The sequence below is a fragment of the Micromonospora sp. NBC_01655 genome (genome assembly GCF_026339755.1).
GTDB lineage: Bacteria > Actinomycetota > Actinomycetes > Mycobacteriales > Micromonosporaceae > Micromonospora.
The window spans coordinates 1,797,786-1,810,197 of sequence record NZ_JAPEQF010000001.1; the positions used below are offsets into that span (position 1 = coordinate 1,797,786).

General features: G+C 72.9%; 9 protein-coding genes. 4 read left to right on the forward strand and 5 right to left on the reverse strand.

All coding sequences use genetic code 11. The features are described 5' to 3' along the window. Positions 1-49: 49 nt before the first annotated feature. The 5 genes from OOK41_RS08515 to mce form a co-directional block, all read right to left on the reverse strand. On the reverse strand, positions 50-1,111 hold the full coding sequence (locus OOK41_RS08515) for an AI-2E family transporter (RefSeq protein WP_266267755.1): 1,062 nt from the start codon (positions 1,109-1,111) through the stop codon (positions 50-52). 357 nt (positions 1,112-1,468) lie between these two features. Continuing rightward, positions 1,469-3,511 carry a hypothetical protein gene (locus OOK41_RS08520; protein ID WP_117670708.1) on the reverse strand — a complete coding sequence of 681 codons (2,043 nt, stop codon included), beginning with the start codon at positions 3,509-3,511 and terminating at the stop codon, positions 1,469-1,471. Positions 3,512-3,687: 176 nt separating this feature from the next. Continuing rightward, on the reverse strand, positions 3,688-4,947 hold the full coding sequence (locus OOK41_RS08525) for a cell division protein DivIVA (protein WP_266263754.1): 1,260 nt from the start codon (positions 4,945-4,947) through the stop codon (positions 3,688-3,690). Between the two features lie 309 nt (positions 4,948-5,256). Then, complete coding sequence (ccrA, locus tag OOK41_RS08530) at positions 5,257-6,612, reverse strand: crotonyl-CoA carboxylase/reductase (RefSeq protein ID WP_266267756.1); 1,356 nt, start codon at positions 6,610-6,612, stop codon at positions 5,257-5,259. A gap of 359 nt (positions 6,613-6,971) precedes the next feature. Next, entirely contained in the window at positions 6,972-7,442 is a 471-nt protein-coding gene (mce, locus tag OOK41_RS08535) for a methylmalonyl-CoA epimerase (protein ID WP_266263756.1), read from the reverse strand. A gap of 79 nt (positions 7,443-7,521) precedes the next feature. Here mce and OOK41_RS08540 point away from each other — a divergent pair, with 79 nt between their 5' ends. The 4 genes from OOK41_RS08540 (at position 7,522) to OOK41_RS08555 (ending at position 12,298) form a co-directional block, all read left to right on the forward strand. Further along, positions 7,522-8,718 carry an acetyl-CoA C-acetyltransferase gene (locus OOK41_RS08540; protein WP_117670715.1) on the forward strand — a complete coding sequence of 399 codons (1,197 nt, stop codon included), beginning with the start codon at positions 7,522-7,524 and terminating at the stop codon, positions 8,716-8,718. A 291-nt stretch (positions 8,719-9,009) separates the two neighbouring features. Further along, positions 9,010-10,014, forward strand: coding sequence for a methylmalonyl Co-A mutase-associated GTPase MeaB (gene meaB / locus OOK41_RS08545; protein WP_117670720.1), 1,005 nt, complete (start codon positions 9,010-9,012; stop codon positions 10,012-10,014). Positions 10,015-10,100: 86 nt separating this feature from the next. Then, positions 10,101-10,514 carry an Asp23/Gls24 family envelope stress response protein gene (locus OOK41_RS08550; protein WP_117670722.1) on the forward strand — a complete coding sequence of 138 codons (414 nt, stop codon included), beginning with the start codon at positions 10,101-10,103 and terminating at the stop codon, positions 10,512-10,514. Between the two features lie 95 nt (positions 10,515-10,609). Continuing rightward, positions 10,610-12,298 carry a methylmalonyl-CoA mutase gene (locus OOK41_RS08555; protein WP_266263759.1) on the forward strand — a complete coding sequence of 563 codons (1,689 nt, stop codon included), beginning with the start codon at positions 10,610-10,612 and terminating at the stop codon, positions 12,296-12,298. The last annotated feature ends 114 nt before the right edge of the window (positions 12,299-12,412 follow it).

Below are 12,412 nucleotides of genomic sequence, written 5' to 3' on the forward strand. Positions count from 1 at the left end.
GTCGGGCCGGCGGTGCCCGCGCACGCCCGCCAGCGGGCTTCAGCGGGCGTCAGCGGGTGTCCTGGCGGGGCAGGACCACCTCCCGCAGGATCAACTGGAGGGCGGCCACCAGCGGGATCGCGACCAGCGCGCCGACCACGCCCAACAGGGACACCCCGAACAGCGCGCCGAGCAGGGCGGCGACCTCGTTGACCTCGACCGACCGGCGCATGATCTTCGGGTAGATCAGGTAGTTCTCCACCTGCTGGTACACCACGAAGAACACGACGCAGGCGATCCCGACCGGCAGGCCGGTGGCGAAGCCGACCAGGCTCACCACCACCGCGCCCAGCGTCGCGCCGATCTGCGGGATCAGGTCGGTCACCGCGACCACCACCGCCAGCGCGAACGGGTACGGCAGCCCGACGATCAGCGCGAACACGAAGGTGGTCACGCCGGCCAGCACGGCGATGCTCAGCGCGCCGACCATGTACGAGCCCACCTTGGCGAGGATCTCGTCGCCAATGAGCTGTACCCGGCGGCGGCGCGAGCGGGGCACCAGCGAGTACCCGAGGTGGCGCAGCCGGTCGAACCAGGCGAGGAAGTAGATCGTCAGCACCAGTACGGTGAGCGCCCGGAAGAGCGTGCCGAAGATCAGTTGCGCGCCGCCGAGTACCCCGCCCAGGGCCCGCCCGATGGTGTCCGCGTTCGCCGCCGCCTGAACCTTCTTCATCACGTCGAACCGCACGACGAAGTCGTTCACGGCCTCGTTGCGGCGCAGCTCCTCCACGTAGCTGGGGAGCTGCTCGACGAACTGGCCGGACTGGGTGACCACGGGTGGCACCAGCGCCACCAGGCCGCCGACGATCAGCAGCAGCATGGTCAGCGCCACCGTCGCCACCGCCAGCCCGTTCGGCAGGCCCCACGAGCGCAGCCGGACCACCGCCGGGTTCAGCCCCACGGCCAGGAAGAGCGCGATGACCACCAGCACGAGGATGCCGGCCGCGTTGCGGATGCCGAGGAAGACGGCGTACGCCAGCAGCACGCCGAGTGCCCCGGTGAAGCCGACCAGGAAGCTGTTGCGGCGCAACGGCCGCCCCGGCGGCCCGAACCGGCCGGAGCCGGTGGCGATCGCGCCGGGCGCGTCGAAGTCACTCGCGTCGGCGCCCGTCGGTGCCCGTCCGGTCGTCGGGGCGTCGCCCGCCGTCGCCCGTCCGCCCCGCCCGTCGGCCGGGGCCCCGCGTGCTGGGCCGTCGTCGGCCGGGCCGACGGCGGTCCCGTCGTCCGGTGGGTTGCCGCCTGCCGGCACGTCCTGCGTCACCGGACCCTCCTCCGCGCTCCGGGTGCCCGACCGGAGACCCTCTCCCAGGCCCGCGGGCGTGGTCGGTCGCGCGGGCTCCTGCCCGGGAGGGTAGTGCGCGGTGCTCCCCGGGGCCGCCCCGGTCGCCCCGGGGTCGGCCGGTCCGGTCGTCCGGGGAGCCCCGCCGGCTCACTCGGACTCGACGGTCACCTTGCTCGGCTTGGCGCTGCGCTCGTCGGTGGTCGGCTTGGTCGGCCGCTTGCCGTTCTCGCCGGTGCTGGTGATCTTCGTGGGGGTGGCCTTCCGGCCGCCCTCGCCAGGCACCGCGGCCACCGTCGGCTCGCCGTCGACCCCCGCGTTGGCCGTACCGCCGTCCACGGTGGTGACCGGCTCGGCCACCGGCCGGGCCTTGGCCGGCCCGGCACCGTCGGCCGGGGCGACCTTCGCCGCACCCGCGTCGGCGGTCGCCTTGACGGGCTCGCCCTTGGCGGGCACGGGGTCGGGCGTGGCCGTGGCGGCGCCGTCGGCGGCCTTCGCCGGGGCGATGCCGTTGCGGGCCGCCGACGCCGCGCCGTCGCCGGTCCCGGCCGGTCCGGCTCCGTCCAGGCTCGGCGCGACCAGGGCCGGGCCGGTGCCGTCGCCGGACAGCCGCGCGCCGGCCAACCGCTGGCGCAGGTCGAGCATCTCCCGCTGGAGCTCGTCGGACTCCTGCCGGGACTGCCAGGTCTCCTGCCGCAGGTCGGCGAGCTGCTGCTGGGCCTGGGCGATCTCCAGCATCACCTGGGCCAACTGCTGGCGGCCGGCGGCCACCTCCTGCTGGGTGGCCGCCAGGTGTTGCTGGGTGGTGGCCAGGTGTTGCTGGGTGGTGGCCGCGTACTCCTCGAACTGGCGGCGGGAGGCGGCCACGTGCTCGTCGGCCTTGCGCCGCTTGTCGGTCGCGTCGGCCTCGGCCCGGCCCAGCAGGGTGGCGGCCTCCTCCTCGGCCTGCCGGCGCATCGTCAGGGCGTCCTGCTCGGCGGCGCGCCGGACCTCGGCGGCGCCGTCCTCGATCTCCGCGCGCCGGGCGGCGTACTGCTGCTCCAGCTCGCCCTGCCGGGTGGCGTGCTGCTTGTCCAACTCGTCGCGGCGCTCGGCGTACTCCCGCTCGACGGTCGCCTTGCGCCCGGCCAGCTCGCGGTCGGCTGCCTCCCGCCGGTCGTTGACCTCCTTCTCCACCCCGGCCCGCCAGGCGCCCAGCTCCTGCTGGGTCTGGGCGCGCGACTGCTGCACGTACGCCTCGGTCTCCGTGCGCATCCGCTGCACGTACGCCTCGGTCTCCGCGCGCTGGCGCTTGGTGGCCTCGTTGGCCTGGGTGGTGAGCCGCTCGGTCTCCTGCCGGGCCCGGTCGCGGGTGCCCTTCGCCGCCTCCTCGGCGTCGTCGGTGATCCGCTTGGCCTCCTGCAACGCCTTCGCGTGGGTGGCCCGGCCGGCCTCGGTGGCGGAATCGGTGAGCCGCTTGGCCTCCTGCTGGGCCTTGGCGTGCACCTCCTTGGCCGCCTCGCGGAGCTGGGTGGCCTCCTGCTGGGCCTTGGTCAGGGCCTCCTTGGCCGCCTCGCGGAGCTTGGTCGCCTCCTGCTGGGCCCGGGTGTGGATCTCCTTGGCGGTGTCCCGGAGCTGGGTGGCCTCCTGCTGGGCCTTCGCCAGGGCCTCCTGGGCGGCCCTGCCGAGCCGGGTGGACTCCTCCTGGGCGGCCCTGAGCGTGGCGTCCGCCTCGGCGCGGCGGGCGGCGCTGTGCCGCTCCTCCTCGGCCCGCCGGGCGGCGAGGGCGATCTCGAAGTCCTTGAGCGCCTGGGCGGCCTGCTCCTTGGCCTCGGAGACGATGTGCTCGGCGGCGGCCCGCCGGGCCTCGATCTCCTCGTTCGCGGCGGCCAGGATGTCGTCGGCCTGCTCCTCGGCGAGGGCGAGGATCTGCTCGACCCGGGGGCCGAGGTGCCGGAACGAGGCCCGGTCCACCACCCCCACCTGCTTGCGCACCTGGGCGAGGTCGCGTTGCAGCACCTCGACCTGCCCGGCCAGCTTGTGGATCTGTGTGTACGCCTGTTCCCGCTCGGCCGCCAGTGTCGCGATCTCGTGCTCCGCACGAGCGACGTACCGGTCCACCTGTCGTTTTTCGTACCCCCGCAGGGCGGACTCGAAGCTGGGCTCCGTGGTCACATCCCCGCCGAGCGCAAACAGTTCCTCGCCGTGCGACATGCTCCCATCCTCACACGCATCACGCCCGGCTGGGGCGATACGGACGGCCCGGATGGGAGCTACTTCACTGCCGCCACCGGCAGCGGTGTCAAGGGGCGGGAAACGGATACGGCGCGGGGTTGAACCGGTCACCCGGTGTCACCCCGCGCCGTGTCATGCCCCGGCCGTACGGTCGGTCAGCCGGCGGGCTCCGCCGTCGCCCGCTCGTCCTTGGTGTCCGCCTTGGCGGCCTCCGGCTTGGCCTGCGCCGGCGCCGACGGAACGCCCGGCACGATGCCGGCGAGGCCGGAGAGCATCTGGCCGAGCTGCGAGGTGACGGCGTCCTTCTGGCGGGTGAGGTCCTCGACCTCGCGGCGGGCGGCCTGGGTGGTCAGGTCGGCCTCGGTGCGGGCCTCGGTGAGCAGCCGCTTCGCCTCCGCCTTGGCCTCGTTGAGGGTCTTCTCCGAGAGCGACTTGGCCTTCTCGACCGTCTCGTTGGCGGTGCGCTCGGACTCGACCCGGCGGGCCTCGGCGCGCTGCTCGATCTCCTTGGCGCGCTCCTGGGCGGCCCGGGCCCGCTGCTCGGCCTCGCCGACCAGCTTCTGGGTCTGCGCGACCTGGGCGGCGTGCCGCTCGGACTCCTCGCGCTCGGACTTCTCGCGCCGCTCGGCGAGCTGGAGTTCCAGGGCCTGCAGGTCCTTGTCGCGCTTGTCGCGGGCGTCGGTGAGCAGCTTGGTCGCCTCGGCGCGCTTCTCCTCGGCCTCCCGCGCGGCCTTCGCCCGCTGCTGGGTGATCTCCCGCTCGGCGGTGGCGCGCAGCGTGGCGACCTCCCGCTCGACGGTCGACTTCAGCTCGGCCACCTCGTGCGCGGTGACGGTGCGCAGCTGCTTGGTCTCCCGCTCGGCGTCGGCGCGCAGGGTGTCCGCCTCCCGGCGGGCCTGCACGCGGACCTCGGCGGCCTCCCGCTCGGCGGCGGTGCGGACGCTGCCGGCCTCGCGCTCGGCGGTGGCCTTCATCGCGGCGGCCTCGGCGCGGGCCTTGTCGGTGATCTCGCGGGCCTCCAGGCGGGCAGCGGAGAGGATCCCCTCGGACTCGCGCTTGGCCTCGTTGCGGTGGTCGTTGGCCTGCTCCTCGGCCAGCCGCAGGATCTGCTCGACGCGGGTGCCCAGGCCGGAGAGGGTCGGCCGGCTGTTCTCCTCGAGCTGCTTGTTGGTCTCGGTGAGCTTCTGCTCCAGCGCGCTCTGGCGCTGCTCGGCCTGGCGGAGCCGACGCTGGGCGTCGTTCATCCGCTGCTCTGCCTCGGCGCGGGCCTGCTCGGACTGGGTCAGCGCGGCGGTGAGTCGACCGATGAAGTCATCGACCTGCCCGACGTTGTATCCGCGCAGGCCAACGGTGAAATCTGGCTGCGAGTTCGCGTTATCGAAGAACGCAAGAGGGGAGGACTGCTGCTGGGGCATTGGGACATACTCGCAGACGCCCCGGGGTGCTTCGCAAGAGCGGTGCGGGGCTTTCGTGTCCTCTTTACATGGTCAACTTGCCGCCGTCACCCGGCCCGCGCGGACTGGCGATCTTGGCAGCTCCCGGCCGGGTCGGGCGGCCGGTCGGACGGGCGGGAAAAGGGGTCGCGGGAGCGCCCCGCGGGCCTTTGTCGACTCGGGGCGCTATGACGCGAAAGGGGGGTCGACGACCCCTGGCGAAAGGCAATGCGCGATCACCGCAATGGCCGCCCGGGCGTCCCCGGACGGCCCGGGGGCCGGCCGGACGGTTCAGCGACCGCGGAACCGGTTGATCGCGACCTCGTGCCGGGAGCGCAACTCCGGGTCCCGCACGCCGAGGCCGTCGGTCGGGGCGAGGCAACGCACCCCCACCTTGCCCTGGTGCTGGTTGCGGTGCACCTCGTACGCGGCCTGGCCGGTCTGCTCCAGCGGGTACGTCCGGGACACCGTCGGATGGATCTGGCCGAGCGTCACGAGCCGGTTGGCCTGCCATGCCTCGTGGTAGTTGGCGAAGTGGCTGCCGACTATCCGCTTCAGGTTCATCCACAGGTAGCGGTTGTCGAACTGGTGCTGGTAGCCGCTGGTCGAGGCGCAGGTGACGATGGTGCCGCCGCGCCTGGCCACGTAGACGCTCGCGCCGAAGGTCTCCCGGCCCGGGTGCTCGAAGACGATGTCCGGGTCCTCGCCGCCGGTCAGCTCCCGGATCCGTTCGCCGAAGCGCCGCCACTCGTCCGGGTTCTGGGTGTGCTCGTCGGACCAGAACCGGAACCCCTCGGCGGCCCGGTCGATCACCAGTCCGGCGCCCATCCGCCGGCACAGCTCGGCCTTGTCCGGGGAGGACACCACACAGACCGGGATCGCGCCGCCGTTGAGCGCGAGCTGGGTGGCGTACCCGCCGAGGCCGCCGGAGGCGCCCCAGATCAGCACGACGTCGCCCTGCTTCATGTTCGCGCCGTGGTGCGAGACGAGCTGCCGGTACGCGGTCGAGTTGACCAGCCCGGGGCTGGCCGCCTCCTCCCAGGTCAGGTGGCGGGGCTTGGGCATGAGCTGGTTGGCCTTGACCACGGCCAGCTCGGCCAGGCCGCCGAAGTTGGTCTCGAAGCCCCAGATCCGCTGCTGCGGGTCGAGCATGGTGTCGTCGTGGCCGGCGGCGTCCTCCAGCTCCACCGACAGGCAGTGCGCCACCACCTCGTCGCCGACCGACCACTTCGTCACCCCGGGACCGGTGCGCAGCACCACGCCCGCCGCGTCCGACCCCACCACGTGGTACGGCAGGTCGTGCCCGGCGGTCAGCGCGGAGATCCGGCCGTACCGCTGGAGGAACCGGAAGGTGGGGACCGGCTCGAAGATGCTGGTCCAGACGGTGTTGTAGTTGATCGCGCTGGCCATCACCGCGACCAGCGCCTCGCCGGGGGCCAGCTCGGGGGTCGGCACCTCCTGGACGTGCAGGGACGCGCGCGGGTCCTTGTCCCGGGTGGATAGTCCCTCGAACATCCGGGTCTCGTCGGCGCGCACCACCACGCCCCGGTAGCTCTTCGGCACGGGCAGGCCGGCGAGGCCGGCGAGTTGCCGCCCGGACTCGTCGGAGCCCTCCGCCGCCATGATCGCTTCGAGGATGTCCTGCATGGTGACCTCCCGTTCGGTCCGCACCTGCGTCGGGCCCGGCGGATCCACATGGTGGCCGTCGGTCCGGCCCGGTGCTGCCATGGTCGGCGTCGGTGCGCGCCGACCACCATGTCGGCATCCGACACATCCGGCACCGGCCGCACTCCTGTTGGGGCAGGACGCTACTGAACGGTAGTTAGGGTGGGAAGGGCTCTGTGAAAAACTGCATCGGCCGATGCGTGGAGCTGCCCGGACGGCTGCTCAACCGCGCATCGGCGCGCTCGGCGCGCGTGGTGCGGGCCCGGCGCCGCGGGGATTGGGCGGGGTGTGGACAGGGGTCCCCTGCCGAGCCGGCGACCGCAATCAGGGGACCCCTGCTCTCAGTGCTCGGCGGGCTCGACCAGCTCGACGAGGACGCCGCCGGCGTCCTTGGGGTGGACGAAGTTGATCCGGGAGTTCGCGGTGCCCCGGCGGGGGGCCTCGTAGAGCAGCCGCATCCCCCGCGCCCGCAGCGCCGCGCAGGCCGCGTCGACGTCGGCCACGGTGTACGCCACCTGCTGGATCCCCGGGCCCTTGCGGTCCAGGAACCTGGCGATGGTCGACTCCGGCGTCAGCGGGGCGAGCAGTTGCACGTAGCCGCCCTCGGCGCTCGGGCCGACGGCCAGCATCGCCTCGCGGACGCCCTGTTCGGTGTTGGTCTCGGTGTGTACGCAGCGCATCCCGAAGGTTCGCTGGTAGAAGTCGATCGCGGCGTCCAGGTCGGCGACGGCGATCCCGACGTGGTCGATGCGGCGCAGGCCGATGTCTGTGACGAAGTCGGCAGCGGGCTCGGCGGGGGAGTTCTCAGCCATGGCGCTAGTCTGACCGAACACCGGTGTAACCAAACAATCGTTAAGGTGTACGGCTCGGCATCCCCCTCGGAGGCAGGCAATGGCTTCGGTGATCGTCAGCGGCGCGCGGACCCCGATGGGCCGCCTGCTCGGCAACCTCAAGGATCTCCCGGCGACGAAGCTCGGTGGCGTCGCGATCAAGGCCGCGTTGGAGCGCGCCGGGGTGGCCCCCGAGCAGGTGCAGTACGTGATCATGGGCCAGGTGCTCCAGGCCGGCGCGGGCCAGATCCCGGCCCGGCAGGCCGCCGTCGAGGCGGGCGTCCCGATGTCGGTGCCGGCGCTGACCATCAACAAGGTCTGCCTCTCCGGCCTGGACGCGATCGCCCTGGCCGACCAGCTCATCCGGGCCGGCGAGTTCGACATCGTGGTGGCCGGCGGCATGGAGTCGATGACCAACGCCCCGCACCTGCTGCTCGGCCAGCGCGCCGGCTACAAGTACGGCGACGTCACGATCAAGGACCACATGGCGCTCGACGGGCTCACCGACGCCTGGGACTGCTGCTCGATGGGCGAGTCCACCGAGCGGCACGGCGCGAAGCACGGCATCACCCGCGAGGAGCAGGACGCGTTCGCCGCGGCCAGCCACCAGCGGTCCGCCGCCGCGCAGAAGAACGGCCACTTCGCCGACGAGATCACCCCGGTGATCATCCCGCAGCGCAAGGGCGACCCGGTGGTGATCAGCGAGGACGAGGGGATCCGGCCGGACACCACCGCCGAGTCGCTGGCCAAGCTGCGTCCCGCGTTCGCCAAGGACGGCACGATCACCGCCGGCAGCTCCTCGCCGATCTCCGACGGCGCCGCCGCCGTGGTGGTGATGAGCAAGGCCAAGGCCAAGGAGCTCGGGCTGACCTGGCTGGCCGAGATCGGCGCGCACGGCAACGTGGCCGGCCCCGACAACTCGCTGCACTCGCAGCCCTCCAACGCGATCAACCACGCGCTGAAGAAGGGCGGCCTGGGCATCGAGGATCTCGACCTCGTCGAGATCAACGAGGCGTTCGCCGCCGTCGGCGTCCAGTCCACCCGTGACCTGGGGATCAGCCCGGACAAGGTGAACGTCAACGGCGGCGCCATCGCGCTCGGCCACCCGATCGGCATGTCCGGCGCCCGGCTGGTGCTCACCCTCGCGCTTGAGCTGAAGCGGCGTGGCGGCGGCACCGGCGCGGCGGCGCTGTGCGGCGGCGGCGGCCAGGGCGACGCGCTGATCATCCACGTCCCCAGCCCCAGCGAGGCAGTGTGAGTGTGAGGAGTGAGCGGGGTGTGCGAGCCCCGCAGTCGCGAACGAAGGCGGCAGTGTGAGCGCGAGGAGTGAGCGGGGTGTGCGAGCCCCGCAGTCGCGAACGAAGGCGGCAGTGTGAGCGCGAGGAGTGAGCGGGGTGTGCGAGCCCCGCAGTCGCGAACGAAGGCGGCAGTGTGAGCGCGAGGAGTGAGCGGGGTGTGCGAGCCCCGCAGTCGCGAACGAAGGCGGCAGTGTGAGCGCGAGGAGTGAGCGGGGTGTGCGAGCCCCGCAGTCGCGAACGAAGGCGGCACGGTGAGCGATGCGGTCGAGCAGCTCCCGGCCGCCGGCGTGCCGTCGGTGCGCCGCAGCCGGGACGTGCCGATGCTGGTGGAGCGGGCCCGCGCCGGTGACCCCCGGGCGGTGGCCCGGCTGATCACCCTGGTGGAGTCCGGCGACGAGGTGCTGCCGCAGGTGGCGGCGGCCCTCGCCCCGTACGCCGGCCAGGCCCAGGTGGTCGGGCTGACCGGGTCGCCCGGGGTGGGCAAGTCGACCACCACCAACGAGCTGGTCCGGGCGCTGCGGGCGCGCGGCCACCGGGTCGGGGTGCTGGCCATCGACCCGTCCAGCCCGTTCACCGGCGGGGCGATCCTCGGCGACCGGGTGCGGATGCAGGACCATGCCACCGACCCGGGCGTCTACATCCGGTCGATGTCCAGCCGGGGCCACCTCGGCGGGCTCTCGGCGGCCACCCCGCAGGCGGTCCGGGTGCTGGAGGGCGCCGGCTGCGACGTGGTGCTGGTGGAGACCGTCGGCGTCGGGCAGGCCGAGGTGGAGGTCGCCTCGCTGGCCGACACCACGCTGGTGCTGCTCGCTCCGGGCATGGGCGACGCCATCCAGGCGGTCAAGGCCGGCATCCTGGAGATCGCCGACGTCTTCGTGGTCAACAAGGCCGACCGGGACGGCGCCGACGCCACCGTCCGCGACATCCAGGGCATGATCGCCCTGGGCGAGCGGGGGCCCGGCGAGTGGCGACCGCAGGTGGTCCGGGCGATCGCCGTGCGCGGCGAGGGGATCGACGACGTCGCCGCCGCGATCGACAAGCACCGCGACTGGCTGGAGCGCCACGACGAGCTGCGCCGCCGCCGGGAGGCGCGGGCCGCCGCCGAGATCGAGGCGATCGCGCTGGGCGTGCTGCGCGCCCGGATCGGCTCGCTGCGCGACGGTACGGAGCTGTCGACGCTCGCCGCGAAGGTGGCGCAGGGGGCGCTCGACCCGTACGCCGCGGCCGACGAGTTGCTGGCCCAGCTCGGCTCCTGAGCCGTCCACTGCGGACCCCGCCGAACGAGTACGCTCGCACCGCCCCACGGCACCGTGGGGCGGTGCGCGCGTACTGGGGGAGAAGCATGGGCGACGAGGCGACGCAGGAACTGTCGGTGACCCCGGACGCGGTGGCGGGCGGGACCACCCAGGTCTCCGACGAGGTGGTGGAGAAGATCGCGGTGGCCGCCGCCCGGTCGGTCCCCGGGGTGGCGGAGCTGGGCGGCGACGTGGCCCGGTTCTTCAACTCCGTCCTCGACCGGGTCGGGCTGGACCAGGTGGGCGACGCCCGGCGCGGCTGCTCGGCGCACGTCACGAACGGCGCGGCGGTGGTCAACCTGGTCATCGTGATCGACGCCGGCCGGCCGGTGCCCCAGGTGACCGAAGGGGTGCGGGCGGCGGTCACCCAGGCCGTCGAGGCGTACGGGCTGCGGGTTGACGAGATCAACATCCGGGTCGACGACGTGGCCCTGGGCGAGCCGGCCGCGCCCCCGGCCTGAGTCGGGTTACCGGTCGGTACGAGCTTCCTTAGCGATCGTTCAGTGGGGGTTCTACACTCGGTGTCCGGACGAGGACCCGAGGAGGAGCCCCGCGCATGAACGCCGACGAGATCGCTGCCGGACGGGCGCGCTGGCAGGCCCGCTACGACGCCGCGCGCAAGCGGGACGCCGACTTCACCACGCTGTCCGGGATGCCCGTCGACCCGGTCTACGGCCCACCCGAGGGGGTCGCGTACCCGGGCTTCGAGCGGATCGGCTGGCCGGGCGAGTTCCCGTACACCCGGGGGCTGCACCCGACCGGCTACCGGGGGCGGGCCTGGACGATCCGGCAGTTCGCCGGCTTCGGCAACGCCCGGCAGACCAACGAGCGCTACAAGATGATCCTCGGCGCGGGCGGCGGCGGCCTCTCCGTCGCGTTCGACATGCCGACGCTGATGGGCCGCGACTCCGACGACCCGCAGGCGCTCGGCGAGGTCGGGCACTGCGGGGTGGCGGTCGACTCGGCCGCCGACATGGAGGTGCTCTTCGACGGCATCGACCTGGCCGGCGTCACCACCTCGTTGACCATCTCCGGCCCGGCGGTGCCGGTGTTCTGCATGTACCTGGTCGCCGCCGAGCGGCAGGGCGCCGACCTGTCCACCCTCGACGGCACGCTCCAGACGGACATCTTCAAGGAGTACATCGCGCAGAAGGAGTGGCTGTTCGACCCGGAGCCGCACCTGCGCCTGATCGGCGACCTGATGGAGTACTGCGCCCGCGAGATCCCCCGGTACAAACCGCTGTCGGTCTCCGGGTACCACATCCGCGAGGCCGGCTCGACCGCCGCTCAGGAGCTGGCGTACACCCTCGCCGACGGGTTCGGCTACGTCGAGCTGGGGCTGTCGCGCGGGCTGGACGTGAACGTCTTCGCCCCCGGCCTGAGCTTCTTCTTCGACTCGCACGTGGACTTCTTCGAGGAGATCGCCAAGTTCCGCGCCGCCCGCCGGATCTGGGCCCGCTGGCTGCGCGAGGTGTACGGGGCGACCAGCGAGAAGGCGCTGTGGCTGCGGTTCCACACCCAGACCGCCGGGGTGTCGCTGACCGCCCAGCAGCCGGTCAACAACGTCGTCCGCACCGCCGTGGAGGCGCTCGCCGCGGTGCTCGGCGGGACGAACTCGCTGCACACCAACGCCCTCGACGAGACCCTGGCCCTGCCCACCGACGAGTCTGCCGAGATCGCCCTGCGTACCCAGCAGGTGCTGATGGAGGAGACCGGGGTGACCAACGTGGCCGACCCGCTCGGCGGCTCCTGGTACGTCGAGGCGCTGACCGACCGGATCGAGGCCGAGGCGGAGGAGATCTTCGCCCGGATCCGGCAGCTCGGTGGCGAGGGGCCGCACCAGATCGGCCCGATGACCTCCGGCATCCTGCGCGGCATCGAGGACGGCTGGTTCACCGGCCACATCGCCGAGTCGGCCTTCGTCTACCAGCAGGCGCTGGAGAAGGGCGACAAGAGGATCGTCGGGGTCAACTGCCACACCGGCACGATCGCCAAGGACCTGGAGATCCTGCGCATCTCGCACGAGGTGGAGCTGGAGCAGCGCCGGGTGCTGGCCGAGCGCAAGACCGCGAGGGACGACGCGGCGGTCGCCGCGGCGGTGACCCGGATGGTCGAGGTGAGCCGTACCGGGGAGAACATGATCCCGGCGATGCTCGACGCCGTCCGCGCCGAGGCCACCCTCGGCGAGATCTGCGACGCGCTGCGCGCCGAATGGGGCATCTACCGCGAACCAGCCCGCTTCTGACCGGGCGTCGCCGCACCCTGGCCGGGTGCGGCGACACCACCGGTGACCAGCCGCGAGAGTCACAGTTGTCGCCGTCGCGGTTGATCTGAGTTGGGCGGCGGTCGTGCGAGACTA